16 protein-coding genes are annotated in these 21,361 nt (G+C 51.4%); all 16 read right to left on the bottom strand.

The genetic code is table 11. The features are described from left to right. Positions 1 to 143: 143 nt before the first annotated feature. A complete protein-coding gene (gene fliB / locus AC0YOA_RS07355; RefSeq protein WP_475786047.1) occupies positions 144 to 1,376 on the bottom strand; it encodes a flagellin lysine-N-methylase in 1,233 nt (410 codons plus the stop codon). Between the two features lie 307 nt (positions 1,377 to 1,683). Continuing rightward, a complete protein-coding gene (locus AC0YOA_RS07350; protein WP_475786046.1) occupies positions 1,684 to 2,604 on the bottom strand; it encodes an NAD-dependent epimerase/dehydratase family protein in 921 nt (306 codons plus the stop codon). A 61-nt stretch (positions 2,605 to 2,665) separates the two neighbouring features. After that, on the bottom strand, positions 2,666 to 3,529 hold the full coding sequence (locus AC0YOA_RS07345; protein ID WP_475786045.1) for a MerR family transcriptional regulator: 864 nt from the start codon (positions 3,527 to 3,529) through the stop codon (positions 2,666 to 2,668). A gap of 328 nt (positions 3,530 to 3,857) precedes the next feature. Beyond that, positions 3,858 to 4,691: a carbohydrate ABC transporter permease gene (locus tag AC0YOA_RS07340; protein ID WP_210038026.1), complete on the bottom strand. Its 834-nt coding sequence runs from the start codon at positions 4,689 to 4,691 to the stop codon at positions 3,858 to 3,860. 26 nt (positions 4,692 to 4,717) lie between these two features. Further along, positions 4,718 to 5,596, bottom strand: a complete 879-nt coding sequence (locus AC0YOA_RS07335) for a carbohydrate ABC transporter permease (RefSeq protein WP_379114105.1) — start codon at positions 5,594 to 5,596, stop codon at positions 4,718 to 4,720. 99 nt (positions 5,597 to 5,695) lie between these two features. Beyond that, complete coding sequence (locus AC0YOA_RS07330) at positions 5,696 to 7,021, bottom strand: ABC transporter substrate-binding protein (protein ID WP_475786044.1); 1,326 nt, start codon at positions 7,019 to 7,021, stop codon at positions 5,696 to 5,698. Between the two features lie 81 nt (positions 7,022 to 7,102). After that, positions 7,103 to 8,725, bottom strand: a complete 1,623-nt coding sequence (locus AC0YOA_RS07325; protein WP_475786043.1) for a response regulator — start codon at positions 8,723 to 8,725, stop codon at positions 7,103 to 7,105. Next, entirely contained in the window at positions 8,703 to 10,484 is a 1,782-nt protein-coding gene (locus AC0YOA_RS07320) for a sensor histidine kinase (protein ID WP_475786042.1), read from the bottom strand. The genes AC0YOA_RS07325 and AC0YOA_RS07320 overlap by 23 nt, the downstream gene beginning before the upstream one ends. 364 nt (positions 10,485 to 10,848) lie before the next feature. Then, positions 10,849 to 11,700 carry a sugar phosphate isomerase/epimerase family protein gene (locus AC0YOA_RS07315; RefSeq protein ID WP_475786041.1) on the bottom strand — a complete coding sequence of 284 codons (852 nt, stop codon included), beginning with the start codon at positions 11,698 to 11,700 and terminating at the stop codon, positions 10,849 to 10,851. A 12-nt stretch (positions 11,701 to 11,712) separates the two neighbouring features. Continuing rightward, positions 11,713 to 12,777 (bottom strand): Gfo/Idh/MocA family protein, encoded by a 1,065-nt coding sequence (locus AC0YOA_RS07310; RefSeq protein ID WP_475786040.1) that lies wholly within the window; start codon positions 12,775 to 12,777, stop codon positions 11,713 to 11,715. A 3-nt stretch (positions 12,778 to 12,780) separates the two neighbouring features. Next, entirely contained in the window at positions 12,781 to 13,017 is a 237-nt protein-coding gene (locus tag AC0YOA_RS07305; protein ID WP_475786039.1) for a M20/M25/M40 family metallo-hydrolase, read from the bottom strand. A 123-nt stretch (positions 13,018 to 13,140) separates the two neighbouring features. After that, positions 13,141 to 14,505 carry an alpha-L-fucosidase gene (locus tag AC0YOA_RS07300; protein WP_475786038.1) on the bottom strand — a complete coding sequence of 455 codons (1,365 nt, stop codon included), beginning with the start codon at positions 14,503 to 14,505 and terminating at the stop codon, positions 13,141 to 13,143. A gap of 227 nt (positions 14,506 to 14,732) precedes the next feature. Further along, entirely contained in the window at positions 14,733 to 16,424 is a 1,692-nt protein-coding gene (locus AC0YOA_RS07295) for an ABC transporter substrate-binding protein (RefSeq protein WP_475786037.1), read from the bottom strand. 14 nt (positions 16,425 to 16,438) lie between these two features. Beyond that, complete coding sequence (locus AC0YOA_RS07290; protein WP_475768836.1) at positions 16,439 to 17,338, bottom strand: carbohydrate ABC transporter permease; 900 nt, start codon at positions 17,336 to 17,338, stop codon at positions 16,439 to 16,441. 12 nt (positions 17,339 to 17,350) lie between these two features. After that, the gene (locus AC0YOA_RS07285) at positions 17,351 to 18,289 is read right to left on the bottom strand and encodes an ABC transporter permease (protein ID WP_475786627.1); all 939 of its coding nucleotides are present in this window, start codon (positions 18,287 to 18,289) and stop codon (positions 17,351 to 17,353) included. Between the two features lie 540 nt (positions 18,290 to 18,829). Beyond that, positions 18,830 to 21,157, bottom strand: a complete 2,328-nt coding sequence (locus tag AC0YOA_RS07280) for a helix-turn-helix domain-containing protein (protein WP_475786036.1) — start codon at positions 21,155 to 21,157, stop codon at positions 18,830 to 18,832. Positions 21,158 to 21,361: the final 204 nt, after the last annotated feature.

Genomic DNA, 21,361 nt, shown 5'->3' with positions numbered 1-21,361 from the left:
CACTATAGCACTGCGAAAAGCCTGTCCGTGATGGACAATCATACTAACTCCCAAAATTTGTTTGGCCCTCGAATCCATTTCATATGAGGCTTTGGCATTAAGAAATGGATTCCCTCATATGACATATTCAGCGGGGAATGGGCTCAATTTTTGATAAACAGACACATATATCCCAGACTATCATAGTCTTTCTTTCTCAAATCATCCAGTATCTTCTTATGAAACAAGGAAGCATGTTCGTAATTTTTGGTATAGGACTGGATCAGCTTGACCGCCAGCTCCCTGGAAAGCTCTTTGTGATAAGCGGCCATACCGATAAGATGCAGCTTAATCATGGCAAAATCAAGAATCAGCATCCTGTAGCAGTCAAAAACCGGAATGCCCTGCGACGTCTCGCCCAGTACGCGGCTGTAGATGGCGTTCAATATATAGTTCTCCAATATTTGCGGATTGCTGTCGAGAAAAGGGGCGGTGTACTGTTCATATGATTCCGTGTATACATCCAGGATCGATTCCAACGATGCGTCTGTGGCCTTCATCCCCCTCGTATAATCATTCATACATTCCCGATACCGGGTATTCCATAGCGTATCCTCCAGAACCCCCATCAAATAGTTGTTCAGGTACTGCAGCTGAAAAGCGGGATCGACCGGAAAAACGTTATAATCAAGCAGTTCTTCGTTGTGGGCAGCCTCATGCCGGAATTCCAGCAGGAAAGCGGGAATATCTCTGAATTTCTTCTCCTCCATCATGAGATTGACATTATCGCAGAACACACCGAGCAGGATCAGACGATGCGGCAGGCTGAACTGCCTGTAGCGCATAATTTCCATCATCATCCCGCGAATCTGCGGCAAATAATAATCACGCTTCTTCTCGTCATGACCGCTGCTGGTTACATGCCTGAATGCAAGTATGCCCGGATCTCCCGGTGACGCTTCTTCAAAATCCAGCGCCTGGCGATCCAGCAAAATGACTCTGGCCGCTTCCGGGCAGGAGAGCTGCAGAGACATCTCCGTCGCAGCCCCCGCCTGATTCACGACCCGCGGATACGTCCGGCAGGTTTGCGACAGATACTCTTCCCCCAATGTCGCTTGAATGGAGCATAATCCCCCATCCAGCATGGAGCAGTTCCCGGTTTCGGGGTTCAGCTGCATTTCCGCGTAATCCTGGGCACTGCCATTTTTTTTGACGGTCAAATGGGCGTTCAGCTTATTTCTCATCCCGCTGTGGGTTACCGTCTGGTAGCGGTTATAGCTCTGCTTGTCGATGCTGATGCCCCACCAGGCGCAGCAGGTATCCTCGCAGCTGCTGCCGATGCACGAGAATTGCTTCAAATAGTGAGGGACGGCTGTCTGATTGTTTGTCATGGTCATTTTGCACTGCCTCTTCTCTTTATGATCCTGTCTAATTCATATATCGGCTGCCCGGGATCATTTGATGCGGGGATTCTTCAGCATGCGCCAGGCAGAACAGATCCGATCCCCTTCTCGCGGCTTGTCTCTGCTTACGCCTATCTGCGGTGCCTGAGTGTCTTCAACAGAAATGGATTGAACGGTGAAAAAAAACGGAATGCCCCAAACAGGGCATTCCGCATGTACTGTTGATCTTTTTTGCTTCATCGGCTTTCTTCACTTTATCATTTATCGCCATAATTTGTAAACTAGCACACTCTCCTGTCGATCATCTTCTTAATTGCGGGGATGCCAGCGTCTGTGCCAATGCGTCCTCCAAGGGCGTGGCAGCCAAGCCGAACCGTTTGGTGAATGAACAGCTGTCCACGATAAAATCCTGCTCGAACTGGTACAGCATTTCGATGCTTTCCCGCGCTTCCGGCAGGAACAGCCCGCCTAATCGAAGCATACCTTTGCCCATGGACCGGATAGCGGCAGGAAATCCCGCAAGCCGATAGGCGGCTGCGGCAAACTCCCGTGTCGTGACAGTGTCAGCATTCGGCACATGCCAGGCACGCCCGAATGCGCCCTCATCCCGACTTAATGCGACAAGCGCCTTGCCAAAATCGTCAATAAACGTATATGTATGCTTCTTATCGGGATTTCCCAGGACGGTGCATGGTTTGCCTTTTACGATGGATTGGAAGAACCGCAAGCCCACCGACGAGCTGCGGACGTCCGGCCCGAAAAAATCCGCCCCTCTTCCCATTGCCACCTGGAGCTTGCCCTCCTGATGCAGCTGCAGCAGCCGGCGGGACATCTCCGCCCGGACCCTTCCTTTCCTTGTTGAGGCGGCGTATGGCAGCCCTTCATGCATGATTCCGTCTGCCTGCCCGTACATATATACATTTTCGGCAGCGACAAGCTTCGCTCCCGCGTCCATAGCGCCGGCGGCAATATGATCCTGAAAAGAAAGGAACATATGTTCCCATTTTTGATACGGAGGCTGCGCACATTGAAAGACGACTTTCGCTTGTTTCATAACCGCCTTGGTCTGATCCTTGTTCATGAAATCCGCCTTCACCACGCGCACTCCGGATGGAACCGCTGCTTTCCCACTTAGACTCACCATTGTGACCGGTTCCCTGCAAGCGGCAAGCTCTCTCATGACGGACATGCCGAGCGGTCCCGTTCCCAGTATTACATTCATCGCATGTTCCTCCTCCTTAAATCTGTTGGACTGGTCAAAAAAAGAATAAACCCTATAGCAGCTATAGGGTCAATACTTTTCGTACAGGTATTTGGAGCTCCACGATAAATTCATCCGGCTTCATCATTTGGGCCATATCCACCAGATACTGCTCCATAGAAGGACCACTCTCTTTATAGTGATTCCTCTCCATCCATTCCACCAATTTAAGATAGACGCGCTTGCAGGATTCCTCGTTAGGAATTCCGCAGTAGAGTGCGGTGATATATTCGCCTCCGGGAATAATCCGGGTAAAAGCTTCCGGCACTTGAGCTCCCGGAGAATCGGTAGACATACAAAATTCAAGATCGGAATCATTGCGGTCGAAGGTCATGATATTCTCATGATAGATGGTCAGCAGCCGGTTCGGGACCAATCCGCAGGCTTCGGCTTTTTGAAACAGTTCAGTATACTGAACAATCGAGGCCTCCATGCCACAAGCCGATCTCCTTCGATCATACAAAATATATTGATCGGGCAGCCGCTTCAACTCCACTAGCACATCAAGATTCTTAAGTCCGCTCCCCAGCTCTCTGAGGTATCCGATCTGATTCTTTCGCTTATCTATCGATTCTACAATTCTCGCTAATTGTTCAATCTCTGCTGCCGTTTGCCTGCGCTTGGCTTCCAGCTTTTCCAGCAGGCCATCCAGACTGTCGCTGGTCATGGCTGCTTTTATTTCATCAAGCGAGAAATTCAGCGCCTTCATATCCTGAACTATTTTAATCACGAGAATCTCGGAATTGGCGTAATAGCGATAGCCTGTGGAGGGGTCAATATGACCCGGGTTCACCAAACCGATCTTGTCGTAGAAACGTAATGTCTGCACGGAGATGCCGCAAATCTTCGAGGCCTGGCCGATGGAATAGTATTGATCATGACGCATGACGCTTAACTCCCCTTTTGTGATAACCGGTATGACTTACAAGCACCGCTGCTGCCCTGCAAAAAAGCCTCAATAACCAGCCCACAATTGTTTCTGAATATCGGGTTGTATTTTGTGATTCTCCACTGATATTTCGTTTGAAACACCACCCTGATTAGACCTCTGATCTTGGACAATTGAATACCTAATTATAACAGATATTTTATAACCAAAAGAAGAGCTGCGATAAGCATGTCCTCCAATATGGTGCTTCTCTGCCATCACACCCTCTGCAACCGGAAAAGGGGCCCCCGTGAGGGCCCCTTGCTTCCGATTGCGATTTAAAACTTCAGCCTTTGATGCCCGAAAGCGTTACGCCCTCAATAATATACCGCTGCCCGATGATATAGACGATAAGCACCGGAATAAGCGCGATCGCTGCTCCCGCCATCATCAGGGTCCAGTCCGTCGCGTACATGCCCCTGTACAGGTTGAGCATCATCGGAACGGTAAACTTATCCGGGCTGTTGAGGAAAATCAACGGATTAAAGAAGTTGTTCCACATGCCGAGGAAGGTGAATATCCCCAATGCCGACAATGCCGGCTTGATCAAGGGCAGCATAATCCGCGAGTAAATCGTCCATCGGTTGGCCCCGTCCACGATAGCCGCCTCTTCCATTTCCTTGGGAATGCCCTTGAAGAACTGGCGGAGGAGAAACACCCCGAAGGCATTCAGCAAAGCAGAGGGAACAATGATCGACAGATGGGAATCCAGCCAGCCGATGTTCTTCATAATGAGATACAGCGGAATAATCGTAACCTGTCCGGGAACCATCATGGTGGCCAGAAACATCAGAAACAGCGGCTCACGCATGGGAAAACGGATCTTGGCGAACGCATAAGCGGCCATGGAACAGGTTAGCAGCTGCGACAGAACGACAATCACATTAATATAGAAGCTGTTAAAGTATGCCCGGCCAAACGGCAGCGCCGTCAGCGAGTCCTTGAAGTTGGACCAGACGAAGGGGCTTGGAATCCACTTCGGCGGCACGATGAATACCTGCGATAAATCCTTCAGCGCGCTAAGCACCATCCAGACGAAAGGGAGTGCCATTACGCAAGCCCCCAGAATCAGCACAAGATGGAGCGCCAGGGTGGAAATACGGAAGCCTTTTAGCTGCATATCGCTGCTCCTCCTTACCGAATCTATTAGTCCTCGTAATGCACCCAGCGTTTGGATATGCCCATTTGAAACAGCGTCAGCGACAAAATGATTAGAAACAGGATTACCGCCGCCGCCGTGCTTTTGCCAAATGTAAAATCTACAAACGCGGTCTCATAAATATGGAACACAATGGTATAGCTGGCCTTGGCCGGCCCTCCTGAGGTCATGACGAAGGACTGGTCGAATACCTGAAAGGAACCGATGATCGACATGATGGTGACAAAGAAGGTGGTCGGCGAGATCAAAGGAATGGTAATATGGCGCAGCTGCTGCCACTTGCTTGCTCCGTCAATCTGGGAAGCTTCATAATAGCTTGCCGATATGCCCTGCAGACCCGCAAGAAACAGCACCATATTGCCGCCAAGCCCCATCCAGATGCTGAGCATAGCGATGGACGGCATAACAAAATGCGTATCCGTCAGCCACATCGGCCCTTTGATCCCGAACCATTCCTTCAAATACAGATTGATGAGCCCAAAATCCGCGTTGAACAGCCACATGAATACGACGGCTACCGCAACCGACATCGTGATGTTCGGCATGAAATAGATCAGCCGGTAGAGCACTTTTCCCCTTACCCGGTTGAGCCCGATCGCGACGAGCAGAGCCAGCAGAATGCCGGTCGGCACCGTCAGCAGGGTGTAATAAAGCGTATTGACAATGGCGATCCGGAATTCTTCATCCTTGAATTGGGAGATAAAGTTATCCAATCCGACAAATGACCGCTCTCCGAAGCCATCCCAATTCATCAAACTCAGCACAAATGCCATAATGAGCGGAAGCAGCGAGAAACAGAGCAGCCCGACGAATTGCGGGAAAATGAAGAAGTATCCCCAGAAGCCGTCCGTCGTCTTGTTGTTCAAGGGCTGCCGGTGCGGGCCAATTTCCGGGCTTATGGTGCCTGCTCCCTGTGTTTGCCTGGTATTCACATCCATCGTCATCCCAACTTTCTTTTGCTGGCCTTATTTCTTCTTATATTCGTCGATTTTTTTGTTGGCAAGATCCTGAATCTCCTGCATGGCCGTATCCAAATCCTCATTCTTGAGCCAAAGCGCTTCAAAACGGGAGTTAATGTCCGTGCTGAGTCCTGGAATGCCGGCTTCGGCAGGCGTCAGCGCATAACCGACTTCCCGTGCATCGAGAAACAGCTTCGCATGCTCCGGCAGATTACCTTCCAGCACCACATCGTCCGCTCCTTTGACGGACGGAACAGCGTTGCCGCCGCCCTGCAGGCGATAGATCTGGCCTTCTTTACTGACGAACTCCGTCAGGAACTTGTAGGATGCTTCTTTTTGCTTGGAAGCTTTATTCAACACCATATAAGCAGTGGGAATACCGGCTGGCTCAATTTTGTTGCCTGTATTGGTCGGCCAGGTTACCACGTCATATTCGAGACTGGCATTTTTCTTGAACAGCGGGAGGTACCAGCGTCCGGCGCCGACAAATCCGACCTGATTCGACATGAACATGGCATCGCCGCCTTGGCCTTTGGGAAGTGTACCTGAGAAAGTAATATTTTTGGCCTTCACGTTATCATAGAGGAACTGGAAGGCTTCCTTTGCTTTGGGATCGGAGTTGCCGACATAAGCTCCAGACTCGTCATATACTTTACCGCCGTTAGCGGTTACCCAGCTGTGGGTGCTGTTCCAGGAATTATCCAGCACATAGCCGTATTTGCCGGTTGTGCGGATTTTCTCAGTCATCAGCTTGAATGCGTCCCACGTCCATTCGCCCTTCTCCTGAAGATCTGCAGGCATATCGGTGACTCCTGCATCCTTCAGCACCTTCTTGTTATACCAGAGAACCATGGGATTACAGTCCACCATGATGCCGAAAATTTTATTGTCGCGCTGCGCTGCGCCCCACAGTCCTTCGTAGTAATCCTCCTTCTTCAGCGTGCTGTCCGACACTTCCATCAAGGGTGTTAGCTCTTCAATGCTGCCATTCTCAATCAGCTTCACGATGAAGGCATCACCCGCATAAAAGATATCCGGCGCCTTGCCGCCCGTAAGCTGCGTCAGGATCTTCTGATCGTATTCGCCGGGAATCGGAATAAGCTCTGCTTCAATATCGGGATGCTTGGCGTTAAAATCCTTGGTAAATTCCTGAAATCTTGTCAATTCGCCAGGATTCCCCCATGTCGCCCAGGTAATTTTTACTTTCTCCCCTTTGGGCGGCGCTGTATTTCCCCCTTCGGTCTGAGCTTCTTCATTGCCTGCCGCACAAGCCTGCAGCAGAATCGATAGAGTAAGAACAAGAGCCAGCAGCGACCATTTTTGCTTTTTCATTACGAATTCCTCCTTTAAATTGTCTACCCATGCCGCCACTTCTACTAATGGAAGCGCTTTTATTATAAAATACGAGAATTTTCAAGAAAACGGGTTTTGTTCCGATAACGTGTCTTGTTTTCCGCTGTTTGCTTGTCCTCCCGGTTTATGGGGCTGTCCGTGATATTCACCCGGAGAGAGTCCGACAATTTTCTTGAACTGCTTGCTGAAGTGCTTGACGTCGTTGAAGCCCGACTGCTCCGCGACCTCATAGACTCTCAGCGTTGACTCCGCCAGCAGCTCCTTGGCCCTGTTGACTCGCAGGGCAATCAGATAATCGATAAAGTTCTTCCCCGTCACCTTCTTGAACATTTCGCTGAAATAATTCCGGCTGACATTGACTTCATCCGCCACCTGCTGCAGGGAAATCGCCTCGGTGAAATGCTCCGTCATGAACTGCACCGCCTGCATCACAATCCGCCCGTGAAGCGTGGTGTCCGGAATTCCGGAGTCATTCGTCACCGGCATGCTGCTAAAGCAGGCCTCCACATGCTCCGCAATATCTGCCGCAAAATCAAGCTTGCTAAGCTTGCGGATATGATGCACCATCGCCGTATTATTATGCTTGCTTAACGTGAGCAGGCTGAGCAGCTGCTCGGCTTCAACAATGACCTGCTGCTTCGTCTTGAATTGGCGGCTCCAATGGCCGGTGATCCGCTTCAGCTGGAGCAAGGCTTCGGAATGATTCTCCACTGCCAGCGCTTCCTTGAGCAGATGCATAATGTCGCCATGATCGGGAAGAGGCTGGCAAGCTGGCTGAGGCCTTTCCTCCGCCATCACGATGCTGCCCGGGCCGTAAAAGAATGTATCCTCGAGCGCCTGCTGCGCTTCTGCAAAAGCAGCCTGAAGCTCCCGCAAATCCCCATGCAGCCGGCTGATTCCAGCCGCATACACATCATCGGCCAGCTCCCCGCCCCGGACGGCTTGGCCGACAACCTCCTCCGCCCGCCCCGCAGACAATACCCGCTCAGGAATAACCGCTATCAGCAGATCCGGGTGGATTGCGGCGGCGGCAGGAGCTTCCAGCCTTTCATACAAAAGGGTCTTCATTGATCCAATCCCCCGGCTTAGCCGGACTTCAGACTCCAGAGAATGCGGCTTGATGCCATGAACCTGAAGGACAGCCATGCCGTAACGAGGCGGAATATCCGTCAGATTCACTATCAGCGAAGCGCAGGCCTCCTCATTGCCGTGAACAGCCTTAATCAACAGCTTCTCCAGCTCTTCCTGCTGCTCGGCAAGCTGCTTGTCCCTATACTTCTCGAGCAGCTCCCGGTTCGCCTGTTCCTCCCGGAGCTTCACCCGCATCTGGTCCAGAATCGTCTTGAGCGAATCGGCGTTCAATGTCGGTTTCAGGATATAATCGGACGCGCCCAGCCTGATCCCTTCCCGCACATAATCGAAATCGCTATGGCAGCTGAGCAGCAGAACCTTGACCCAGGGACACAGCTCCCGCGCCCGGCGCGTCAGCTCCAGTCCGTCCATCACCGGCATGGCGATATCCGTAATCAGAATATCCACTTCCCCGTTCTCGAGCCACTTCATCGCACGCATGCCGTTTGCGGCTTCGCCCACCAGCCGGTAGCCGTTCCCCTCCCAATCGAACGTGGCGCGAAGTCCGGCCCTGGCCATGAATTCATCGTCAACGAGCAGCACTCTGCACATATTTGTCCTCCTTTCTCCGCGAGAACGTAATCAGCACCGAAGTGCCTTCCCCTTCTCCGCTGGCCACTTTTACCCCGTAGGCATTTCCGTAATACAGCTTGATCGTTTGATCCACATGCCGCAGCCCGATGCTCGTCATCCCTTTCGTCGTACGCTCCTTGCTGCTGATCAGCAGCTGGCTGATCCGCTCCCTGTCAATGCCGACTCCGTCATCCTTGATCCGGATGAGCAGATCCTCTCCCAGCTGCTGCACCTGGATGGCGATCGTCCCCTTCTCATCCTTGGGAGCAATCCCGTGGAAGATGGCATTCTCCACGATAGGCTGCAGCAGCATGCGGGGGATCGGAACGTCGAGCAGCTCTTCCGGACAGTCTGTATACAGCTCAATCTTGTTCTCGTACCGGTATTCCTGGATAATCATATATTTCTCCAGCAGCTCAAGCTCACCGCCGATGGTGCCGAATACGCCTCCCCGCTCTAGGCTCCCTTCCAGCAGCTGAACAAGCGTCGTAACGGCATTATCCACATCATTCGTGCGGTTAAGCTTGGCCATCCAGCGAATGGAGTTCAGCGTATTGTACAAGAAATGGGGATTGATCTGGTAGCGCAGAGCGCGGATTTCCGCCTTCTTCTTCTCCGATTCCTCTTCCGAGATACGCTCGATCAAGAGCGCGATCTGTCCGATCATTTTGTTGAAGCTGCGCCCCAGCTGGCCAATTTCGTTTCGTCCGATGTGACCGCTTCTGACCGTCAGATCCCCGGCTTCGCCCTTCTTCATCAGCCGGCTGAGGTTGACGAGCGGATTGCCGATTTTGCGGATTCCGAATACCCCCATGCCGACAGCAAGCACGATGGAGCCCAAAGCGATCCAGAGCGTGAAATTGCGGATACTGGCGGAGTCTGCGGTCAGCTCCTTCAGCGGAACAACACCGACTACATGCCAGCCGTTATCCAGTTTCTCGGGAATAACCAGCGTTTTCTTCTTATCGCTTTCGCTCTCCCGCATCTTCTCCGGCAGCTCGATCCTTGAGGCTTGTCCGTATTCCGCCGGGTCGGGGTGATAGAAATAACGGTTCTCGTCATTGGTCACATAGATATAGCCGGTATCGCCGAACTGCACACGATCAAGCTCGTCAATGAGCAGATCGGCCATGATTTCATAGAACATCACGCCGATGATCTCCCCCGTCTCCCAGCTGCGGATGGCGCGGCCCAACCCGAATACGGGAAAGCCCATTTCCGTTTTCTTCAGGTACGAGGTTTGCGAAAGTCCGAACCAGACCGTATTGCCGTTCGCCTTCAGAATGGCTTCATACCAGTCGGAATCCCATTGATCGGGGACGGACATGAGAGAATCTCCGCTGAACACGGAATTGTTGCGTTTTACATCGAAGATGTAGATGTCGAGAATTTCCGTGGAATTGATCATAATGGATGTCAGCAGCTCTTTGCCGTTCTTCACCATCTCATTGAGTTCGTAAGGGGTGGTCTCCGGCTTTTGCTCCAATACCTCCTGAATGAGCTTGCTGTTGAGTACCATCATGGAGGAGTCGTCAAGCTTCTTGAAGAACAGATTCAGCTTGTCGCTGACCTGCGTGATGGTAAGGGACGCCACCTTGCTGACCTGCTCCTCCACAATAGCCGAGGATTTGTTATAGGACAGGAAGCCCATTACAAGTACAGGAAGCGTCATGCCGATAAAACAAAACAAAAACAGTTGAATAACGATCGATTGCAGATGCCGAAACCGAAACCGCATGAGGATTCATCCTTTCCTGCCAGATTTGATTATCCGCTTACAGCTGTGGAACTTTACCCCCCCTTCTAATTGTAAATTATTTCCATAGCAAAAAAACCATGGGCAGGACGACTGGGTAAAAAAACAAATCTCGTCACCACCTCATCGCTAAGGATTGACCCTTTAATTCGCCACAGGCGGGATATCCCCCTTCTTTGGGTGCCATTTTAAGGTAAACAAGTTGGAGGCAAGCCCCATCCTGACCCAATGAATTCCATACAAATAGAAACAGACGCGCTTTGGAAGCACGCCTGTTTCTATTCCTTACTATTAGAGTTATATCAAGTATATGCTATTATACCTCCGTCAGAAAAGCACAAGCCTTCTAGGCCAGCAGTCTTCTCACATTGCCCAGCCCTATGCGGGTGCCGGTCCGGCACTCTTCCATGCCTTCAAATTCTATGGAGATATATCCGTCATAGCCGGACTCCTTCACAATCCGCAGCACCTCCGGAATGTCGATGTCGCCTTGACCCGCAATGGCGCCGCGAAGGAAATTGCCTGACGCTGTCTTGAACCAGCCCTCGCCGGGATCGCGGTATGAGGGGCGGAGATAGAAGTCTTTAATATGCACCATGGAAGCATAAGGGAGATTCTTCTTCACCGCCGATACCGGATCCTCGTCCGCGCACATAAAATTGCCGATATCCAGCGTGGTCTTGAAATTCGGCCGGTCCACCGCATGAATAAGCGCCTGCACGCGATCGCTTGCCTGGATAAAATAGCCGTGATTCTCCACGCTTGTCGTAATTCCGAACCCTGCCGCATAATCCGCGACCTGCCGGCAGCCCTCCGCAAGCCGCGGCAGCTGCTTCAGAAAATGGCTCATGGATGTATCCGGATGCGAAGCGACATCATGGCGCATCAGCTTGACGCCAAGACTGCTTGCAATGTCCACTTCCCCCTTCAACCGCCGGACTTCCTGCTCGAAGGCCTGGTCATCAAGCGCAGCCAGATTGCCCCCTACCGCATAGTTGGAAATCGCAATGCCCGCTCCCTTGGCGCGCTCCACGATTTGACCGGCAAGCTCCGGCGTTTGCGCAAAATCAAGACCAAGCGGCACAATCTCCACATGTTCGCCGCCTTCAGCGGCAATCCAGTCAATGACATCCAGCACCGTCATTTCGCCCTTCCTGACCGCCTGCCACAGGCTGTACGTGCTGACACCGATTTTCACAGCTATCTCCTCCTATTGTAAAAATTTGATTTCTTCCCCTTTTTCAGCCGACTCATAAATACCGCATAAAATCTTCATCATCTCCAAGCCGTCCTCCACCGGGCTGATCGGGGTTTGTTTCTCACGGACGCAGTCAATAAAATGATCGATTTCATTCTGAAAAGCGGAATCCAGATGAAAGCCGGGATGATCCGTTTGCGGCGTTATATTGAGAATCGTATCATACTTTTCGGTTACCATCGAGAGCGCAGGGTCAATTTCCACCCCTCCCTTGTCGCCAAACAGAGTAATGCTGGTCTTGTTCTCTTTTGCATGCAGCGTGAAGCTCGCCTCCAGCATCAGAGAAGCGCCGTTCTCGAAGCGGATGAGCGCATTGGCCATATCCTCCACCGTGTTCTTGGTTGCATCGTAATCTGCCGCTTTATAGGAGGACAGATGCTTCACATTCGAGCGGTTGCCCAGCTTGCGGTAAGCATTGGCGGAGATTGATTTCACCTTCGGCCTACCCATCAAATACCAGCACAGATCGATAACGTGAACCCCAATATCAATAACGGGACCGCCGCCGGAACGCTCCTTGTCGGCAAACCATCCTCCAGGATTGCCAATACGGCGGATGCTTGAAGCCCGCGCATAATAAAAATCGCCGAATTCACCCCGGTCTGCAAACTGCTTCACCAGCATCGCATTACGGTCATAACGCCGTACATATCCGATCTGGAGCAAACCGTCATGAAGCCTGACTGCCTCCTGAATGCGGCCCGCTTCTTCAACGGTGCGGCAGAGCGGTTTCTCCAGCAGCACTTTTTTGCCCGCTTGGATGGCGTCAATGCTCAGCTGCGCGTGGGTATTGTTCCAGGTGCAAATGCTGAGCGCATCAAGCTCCGGGTCTGCCAGCAGCTCTTTATAATCGGTGTAGATCCTGGAAGCGCCGTATTTGTCAGCTGCTTCTTGCGCACGCTCCAGATTCAGATCGCAGATCGCATAGATCTCGGTATAAAAGTTATTACGGTATGCGTTCAGATGAAGCTCGGAAATGGTCCCAACGCCGATAACGCCAACTTTAGTGAGTTTCATTGCCTATTCCCTCCTGAAATTCATCACAGTATCCGCCAAAATAGCCGCTGCGAGAGCGACCTCATCGATATCTACCCATTCATCGCGGATATGGGCCTGCGCAAGGTCGCCAGGGCCGAATACAACAGAGGGCACGGCGGCTCGGACCAGCTTGCTGGTGTCGGAACCGTAAGGGGCCCCGATTTCTGGCCCCCTGCTTGCCTGCTGCCGCCTTCTGCAGACTGATGACAAACGGTTCATCCGGCGATCCCTCCATCGCGAAATCGACCACAAGCGGATCGCCTGCCATCAGTTTCACCTTTGGAACACGCGCTCCCAGTCCCAGCAGCTCTTCTTCTTGCGTGTCCCCGACTCTCCCTTCCTTTACCGCTCTTTGCCATCCGCATACACCGATGTGCCTCTTGTCAGCGCCCATTCCGCTATGCGGGCCGGATCGCCTTCCCAGAGCCTTTCTTTACCCCATTGGTTAGCCTCCGGCTCCCCTTCGCATTCGATGCGGATGACCGGGAACAGCTTGGTCGGACGTTCGACGGGAAGACCCTCGATCCAGAGCACATCACCCTCTTGTCTGAATGCCAGTTCCTGCCCGGTTGTGAGCAGCGTGACCGATCTGACCGGAGTGGTCAGATCGGCAAGCCGCATTTGCGGTCTTCCATCCCAGAAACGGATAATCAGATACAGATTATTTCCACGCGTCGTTTGGCGGCCGCGTGTGATAAATTCCGTTACGGAACCGCCATCGGAGCCGTATACCGCTTCGCCATGCACCTCAAGCCAACGGCCGATCTCAAGCGCCCGCTGAACAAACTCAGGAGGAAGCTGTCCGTCCGGCATCGGACCCACATTCAGCAGCAGATTGCCGCCGTTGTCCCCGCCTTTCTCTGCGCATTCGCAAAGCATATCCAACAGGTAGTCGGCCGGACGCCAGCGCTCCCCGATCGTATAGCTCCACAGGCGCCAGGTGGTCACCTGATTGGATTCCCACAGACGCCGTTTATCCGGAATAATGAGATGCTCCGGCGTTCCAAAATCCCCCAGCGTATCCGAATCGCCCGCTCCTGCGCCGCCGTCGGCCCGGAACGCGTCATGACTGGCGGAATAACCAAGCCGGTTATTAATCAAAATATGAGGCTGCAGCCTGCGCATGCTTTCTACAAGCTCAACGCTCTTCAGGTCATCCGCATTGCGGGGCCAAACCCCGTCGAAGAAGAAATGGTCGATTTGTCCATAATTCGTGAGCAGCTCCTTCACCTGATTGTGGAGATAATCCCGCACCTGATCCCATCCGCCCGGGTCCTTCTGCGGGCCGTCAAAATAAGCAGGCAGCCTCCAGTCAATCCAGGAATAATAAAGTCCGATACGCAGCCCTTCCGCGCGGAAGGCATCAACAAATTCCCTGACAAAATCGCGTTTCGGCGCCTGCTTCGCACTGGAATAATCGGTGTAGGCACTGTCCCACAAGCAGTACCCGTCATGATGCCGGGTAGTCAGACAGGCGTATTTCAAGCCCGCCTTCCTGGCGGTTGCGGCCCACAGCTTTGGATCAAAATGCTCTGGATTCCAGCTGCATGCACGCTCAGCATACTCCTTATGATCCAGATGTTCCCGGAACAGCACCTGCTCCCCCCGGCCATATTGGACGTAAGGTCCCCAATGGATAAACATTCCATATCTGCTTTCGGTAAACCATTTCCAATAATCAGGTATTGTATAAGCATCATAAGACATGTTGTAAATTCCTTCCTTCTCGTCCGGATTTAAGAACCCAATAAACAGGGCGCTGCGCACCTCCCCTGTTTTAGAAGGTTTGAGCCGCGCAGCGCTAGGTTTATCCGATTTATTAAGAGAACTCTTCCTCAAAATTTCACAGCTGAAAAAATAGGCAGCGAAGCGGGCGGAATCAATATGGAGAAACGTTAGTGGTCGCCTTTGTCCCCGGTCCTTTCACCCGCACTCTATGAAGCAGCCTGTTTGTTGGAATCGTAGGCTTCCTGATAGACTTCCAGGTAACGCTGCAGATTCATGCTGTCGAGCGTGGATATATATTTATCCCACTGTTCATCAACATCCGCATTGCCTGTAATAAACCGGGCCTCCATCTCACTCACATAGTCGTATAACGTCTTGGACAGATCGGCAATCTCTTCGGTTTGATCCGTTGTGAAGAAGAGAGCCGGCAGCACCATCTTGGCATCGACACGGTAAGGCTCGTACTTTTCCTTGGTTTCCTTGTACAGCATCGGGTCCAGCGGATTTTCGGGATCGGCTACTGCTCCGAGGCGCAGAGAATTCGGACGGTAATTCGGACCGGTTTGCGACCAATTTTTATTTTGCGTGACGCCAAAGCTCGACATATCCTTGTATACCGCCTGCTCACCGTTCAGACCGATTTCTCCGTCCTTGGCCCATCTCCAGTCTACATCGGGTTCGCCGATATCCAGGCGAAGCGTCATTTCACGGTCATAAAGGGCATCCGCCAGACGGAACGCCGCTTCAGGATTTTTGCAGGCCGACGTGATCACGAATGCACCGCCTGCTATCTGGTAGGGATCATACTGCGTAAGCTGTACGCCTTCAGGTCCTTTGAGCGGCGGTACGGCTACATAATCCAGCCATCTTCCGCTTGCGCCGTTCAACTGCGTCACTGCGCTCATATTAGGGCCGGAAGCGGCGCCGAGAATAACCGTATCCGGGTTCTCGCCCAGCTGCACCAGCTGGGTGGCATCCTGCGTCAGAGCCTGCGGGTCCATCAACCCGTCCGCGTACAGCTTATGCAGATATTTCATTCCTTCCTTCCAGCCATCTTTATTGTAAGGAACGTCAATCTTATCTTCGTCGTTGATATAGATTCGTGAGTAAGGTGCATACGTGAACGAATTCATCAGGAAGTGTTCCACGCCGGTTGTTAATGTAGACGACTGGTTGGGGAGCGGCGCTCCCGAGAATGGAATCTCATCGGCAAGGCCGTTTCCGTTTGGATCCTGCGTCTTGAAGGCCTTGAGCACATTATAGAATTCTTCGGTGGTCGTCGGCATCTTCAGATTCAGCTTGTCGAGCCAAGGCTGATAGATCCACATTTTCTGCCGCATGGAGCAATGATAGCATTCGTTTGGAGCAGGCAAAGCGTAGATTTTGCCGTCCGTTGTCGTAATTGCGCCTTCGACAAGCGGACTTTCCTCGAACATTTTTTTGGTATTTACCCCGTATTTTTCGATGTAATCGTTGAGCGGAAGGAAAACCTCCTGCTGGCCGTACAGCACCTGCTGCTCATTGGTGACACCCATGCTCATAAGAACATCCGGCAAATCGCCGCTGGCGAGCGTCAGATTCAGCTTCTCGGAGACTGAGCTTGCGGGAACGACTTCCCACTCTATATGAATGTTTGTTTTTTCTTCCAGATATTTGGTGAATTCGTTGGTGGCAAAATCCTCAACAGATGCATTGGCGCCGGTCATGATGCGAAGGGTTATTTTCTCATTAGTGATCGGAAACTGATCTGCAGCCGATACGGCAGAGCTGCTTGCCCCGCTGCTATTGCCGCTATTGTCAGAACCGCTGCTGTTGTTGCCGGAATTGCTGCAAGCGCCAAGAATATTTGCCATGATGGTCACGCATAATGCCATGCCAAGGATTGTTTTCTTCTTCAAGCCATTCGCCCCCATTATCCTTTTAATGAACCAACCATAACGCCTTTGACAAAATACTTTTGCACAAATGGATAAATTACAAGCAGCGGAACCGAGGAAATGACAATCAGCGAATATTTGAGCAGCACACGCATCGCTTCCCGGCGCGCCGCATCCTCGGGATCTCCGGACAGCATGCCCGTATCGACATCATTGCCGATCAGGATGTCCTTGAGCACCAGCTGCAGAGGATAAAGCGATTGATGCTTCAAATAAATCATCGCATTAAAATACTGGTTCCAATTGGCAGCCGCATAATATAAGGCAATAACGGCAATGATGGGACCGGAAATCCGCAGGACGATCTTCCAGACGAATTTAAAATCACTGCAGCCATCCAATTGGGCGGCCTCCAGCAGCTCATCGGGAACCGTCATTTGAAAATAGGTCCTCGTGATGATGACATTCCATACCGACATGGCGCTCGGGATAATCATCGCCCAGATCGAATCCAGCATGCCAAGCTGCTTAACCACCAGATAGGTTGGAATCAGCCCCCCTGTAAACATGGTTGTGAACATAAACAGGATCATGAACGTATTCTTGCCGTAAAAATCCTTGCGCGATAAAGGATAGGCTGCGAGTATGGTAACAAACACGTTCACCAGCGTCCCGATTACGGTATAGATTAATGAATTCCGCAGACCTGTCCATACCTGACTGTACTGCGCAACAGCGGCATAACCGTCCAGCGTCGGCCTGACAGGCCACAGCCACACCTCGCCGGAGATGACCGCTGATGAATCGCTGAACGAAGCGCTGACGATAAAGAGCAGCGGATACAAAATAACGAGAAACAACAGAGTCAGCACGGTATAGTTTACGATCGTAAACCATTTGTCTTGAGCAGACTCATGACGAAATGAATGATTCACATGATCGCTCCTTTACCATAGACTGGTCTGCTTTGTTTTTTGCGCAATTTTATTCACGGTCAATAACAGAATTAAATTGATAATCGACTTAAACAATCCGATGGCCGTTGAGTAGGAATAGTTCGCCACCTGTGAGGACAACCCGACCTTATACACATATGTATCGATAATTTCTGCTGCGGTCAGGTTAACGGGATTCTGCAGGAGCAGCACCTTCTCGAAGCCGACATCGAGCACATGCCCGGTGTTCAGAATCAACAGGATGATGGCAATCGGCATAATGCCCGGCAAATCGACATGCCACATCCGCTTCAATTTGGTGGCGCCATCCACGACCGCCGCTTCATGCTGCGCAGGATCAATGCCGGATAACGCTGCCAGAAAGATGATGCAGTTGAAACCGATATGCTGCCAGATATCGGACCAGACGAAGATCGATTTGAACATGTGGGCCTCGCCCATAAAATTTATGGCCGGAAATCCCAGGGCGGTGATGAATTTGTTCACGATTCCGGTCCGCGGATCAAGCAGCTCCTTGATGATCCCGACCATGACGACAATGGATACAAAATGAGGCGCATAGGTGACCATCTGAATCGTTTTCTTGTATAATCCGCAACGGATATAGTTGAGGCAGAGCGCAAGAAGAATGGGGAAGGGAAAGCTCGCCATCAGATTGTAAAAGCTGAGCAGCAGCGTGTTCTTCAGGATGCGCCAGAAATCATAGGAATGGATAAAACGGTCAAAATGCTTCAACCCCGCCCAATCGCTTCCCCATATTCCTTTGACGACCGAATAATTTTTGAAGGCAATTTGCGCCCCGTACATCGGTACGTATTTGAATATAATCAGATATAGGAAAGGGATGGCCATCAGCACATATAATTGCCAGCTGTGCAGCAGCTTTTTACGGATGGATCGATTTGATATCTTCTTCGCGGGTACTGCCATGGCATATTTATTCACGGATAAACTCACTCATTCTCACCTCACGCATACAGGATGTCGCAACCGGCTGCCGCAATGCTTCATGATGGATAGAGGCTTCCTTGCGCATGGTTGCTGCTCATCAGCCCTTATCGAGCCTTTCAGGTTTTCTCTTATGCGGCCACCGCCTTGTAATGAGTTACTCGGCCTCGCGCTGTACAGGAAGTGTGACGGCCTGAGATGAGCATAAGCAGACGGCCGATTATAGTAAATTGGAACTCCTCTTGCCCCTATGCATCTGTTAAGAAAAGCAGCGTGCAGTTGTTATTCCCATGTGCATTTGTTAAGAAAAGGCCGAATCTCCCTTGATTCCGTTGACATTTGCTGCTTGGAGAACGGACCTTGCTCTTGGCGACTCTTGAGGCAAATCAGCTGCTTTCCACTGGGATACCGGCAGAGGAGGACTGAGGGTGAAACCTATCCCTTGAGATTCTTAAAAAAGACAAAACCCCCGGAAAGTAAGCCTCAGCTTAATAATTCCCGGGGGTTCTATGGAATGAAAGGCTACGATACCGATGTCTTGGCTGACAGCTCCGTATCCCGATACGTTGTCGCACTGACGCCGGTCCCGCGTTTGAACGCCCGGCTGAACGTATTGGATGAATGATAGCCGACCTGAAGGGCGATTTCCCCGATTGCCAGACTGGTTTGCGTCAGCAGACCCTTGGCCTGCTCCATCCGCAGTCCCTCCAGGTACTCCGAGAAATTCGTACCGGTCTGCTCTTTGAAAAATTGAGATAAATACACCTTGGAGGTGTTCATCTGATCCGCCACGCTGTCCAGGTTGAGGTTGGGCTCGCTGTACCGCTGGCCAAGCAGCTCAATAATGGAGTCGATCAGACGCACGTTACGGCTTTTCTTCTTCCGGTCAATCTCCTGGCAGATGCCCTTGAATCTGTCCATCACCAGCGGGTAGACCAGAGCTGGCTTATCCGAGGCATACAGCTGCTGGAACAGCAGCTTCACATCCCCCTGATTATGGAGCATCAGTTGGTCCTGCACCTTCACCAGACTGCCGAGAATTTCGCACAGAAACAGCTGCTGCATGGCGAACGACAGATGCCTGTCCTGAAAGTTTTCCCGGTGCAGCATAGAAAGGAGCTTGTCCACCTCCGTCATCTCGCCGGCCTTCACATAATTGATAAGACGGGTCTCGACCTCGCTCGGGAAATAGAAGCTGCTGCTTTCATTTGGCAGCTCATCATACCAGACAAGCCCTTCCGATTGTTCCCAATTGGTATAGTAAAGCGATTGCCTGGCTTCCTCATAAGAGCTTGACATATCCATCAGAGAGTCGCAGAAGCTGCCCACTGCAACTGCCGGCGTAATCGGCAGCTGCGCGCGGACATCTTCTTGAACAAGCAGCATAATGCCCTCGATGACGGATTTGAACGACTCCCCCTCCTCCACGGGATTCACGAACAGCACCGCAATCTTGTCCTCCGCCACATCATGCAAATACCCGTATTTGCCCAGCCGGTTTCTGAGGATTTCCTTGATAATAACCCTGCTGACATCCAGCTTGTGCAGGAGATCCGCATTCAAGTCGGTTTCCATCCCGGGGAAATGAACGACCCCAATGGCATAGCCATGGCCGCTGATCTCCATCCGCTGATGCCGCAGCAGCGAATTGATTTCATTCATGGTCAGAAACTCGCCCTTGAGCAGACGTTCAAAGAACGTCTCCCATAATAAAGGAGCCTGCTTCTCGATTTCCCCCTGCAGCTCCAGATTATTGTCGATCAGCCGGGAGACGGAATGCTGGATAAAGCCGTACATATCGCCGGGGCGGCTGTTCTCTGCGCTGAACCGGTCGGTAATCGTCTTGATGATCCCAAGCAGCGGTCTGCTGCTGCGGTACGCAAACAGGTAAGCCAGGAGCAGGCCGGCAAACAGGAAAGCAAAGACGATGGCGAAGGTGATGTTTTTGATATACAGTACCTTCTGCAGCACGACATGAGGCGGCTGCGCGACAACATAGGACCAGTCATTGTAGGTTGAATTCGTATAGGTGATCAGCATATCGTCCGTTTTGCCGGATGCATTGATTATGCCCCTGGACAGCTTATAGTCGATGGTATCCGTCTCGGGCTTCTTCCCGTCGGCGGAGACGAAGCTGATAACCTGACCTTCATTATTGACGATGGATGCCCACCCGCCGTCGGACAAATTAAGTCCGCTAAGCAGAGACTGCACCTCGCGGTTATCCACCAGAATCTCCAATGCGCCCTGGATATGTCCAGGGTAGCCCAGACTTTGCACATAAGTCAGCATGGAATAGGATTTCCCCTGATAGGTGACATCTTCCGCGGGCAGAAAAGTCTGCGCATGAAAATTGCCGAACATCTCGCTGCGCCAGGAATCATAATTCTTATCCGCATAGGTCAAGGTGCTGCGGTAAAATCGGGACAGCTCATAGCTGGTTTTGGAGGACAAGGCCAGATTGCTGTTTTTGAATAACAGAAAATAATCCAACACAAAATTATTGGATACATTGTAGCTATATAATCTCTTCTGCGTCTCCAGCACCTTATAGGTGTTGGTGCCGCTGAAAGGATCGGTCACGCGTTGGAAACCTTTCACCTGAGGATCACTAAGCACCTGCATGGCGATCGTGTTGATCTCCGACAAACGGCGGTCCATGGTGTCTTTCACCTGATCCAGCAGCTCCAGATTGTTTCGCGTCACTTCCTTCTTCATCGCATCATAGGTTTTATTATACAGAACAAGCCCCAGCAGCAATGCCAGCAGCATGAATAATAAATAAGGAATCAGCAAGCGGACAAATAATCGATGGCGTGTCAAGCTTCCACGAATAGGAAATCGCCTCATGACTCTCCCTCCTATGTTCATGGTTGAACGAAGAATTTGTAATGGTTCCCTTTATTAACCTAATCAAAACCTCATGTTAGAAATCATAACATCGAATTCCAGTTACCACAAGATTAGTAGAATGGAGGCATTTCTTGTCGAATGTACTTTCGTTCTGTACAAAAGATTATCATTAAAGCGCTTTCGTTGTAAAGAAGGCGCCTG

The organism is Paenibacillus sp. JT22N12, assembly GCF_056269365.1.
Note: the sequence above shows the minus strand (reverse complement) of the source record. Positions and strands in the feature narration are given on the sequence as shown.

Bases quoted from the DNA above. Each gene is read 5' to 3' on its own strand.
- AC0YOA_RS07340 (WP_210038026.1), bottom strand. From the start codon at position 4,691: ATGCAGCTAAAAGGCTTCCGTATTTCCACCCTGGCGCTCCATCTTGTG.
- AC0YOA_RS07310 (WP_475786040.1), bottom strand. From the start codon at position 12,777: ATGAAACTCACTAAAGTTGGCGTTATCGGCGTTGGGACCATTTCCGAG.
- AC0YOA_RS07285 (WP_475786627.1), bottom strand. From the start codon at position 18,289: ATGGCAGTACCCGCGAAGAAGATATCAAATCGATCCATCCGTAAAAAG.
- AC0YOA_RS07305 (WP_475786039.1), bottom strand. From the start codon at position 13,017: ATGAACCGTTTGTCATCAGTCTGCAGAAGGCGGCAGCAGGCAAGCAGG.
- AC0YOA_RS07350 (WP_475786046.1), bottom strand. From the start codon at position 2,604: ATGAATGTAATACTGGGAACGGGACCGCTCGGCATGTCCGTCATGAGA.
- AC0YOA_RS07280 (WP_475786036.1), bottom strand. From the start codon at position 21,157: ATGAGGCGATTTCCTATTCGTGGAAGCTTGACACGCCATCGATTATTT.
- AC0YOA_RS07320 (WP_475786042.1), bottom strand. From the start codon at position 10,484: ATGCGGTTTCGGTTTCGGCATCTGCAATCGATCGTTATTCAACTGTTT.
- AC0YOA_RS07330 (WP_475786044.1), bottom strand. From the start codon at position 7,021: ATGAAAAAGCAAAAATGGTCGCTGCTGGCTCTTGTTCTTACTCTATCG.
- AC0YOA_RS07325 (WP_475786043.1), bottom strand. From the start codon at position 8,725: ATGTGCAGAGTGCTGCTCGTTGACGATGAATTCATGGCCAGGGCCGGA.
- AC0YOA_RS07300 (WP_475786038.1), bottom strand. From the start codon at position 14,505: ATGTCTTATGATGCTTATACAATACCTGATTATTGGAAATGGTTTACC.
- fliB (WP_475786047.1), bottom strand. From the start codon at position 1,376: ATGACCATGACAAACAATCAGACAGCCGTCCCTCACTATTTGAAGCAA.
- AC0YOA_RS07345 (WP_475786045.1), bottom strand. From the start codon at position 3,529: ATGCGTCATGATCAATACTATTCCATCGGCCAGGCCTCGAAGATTTGC.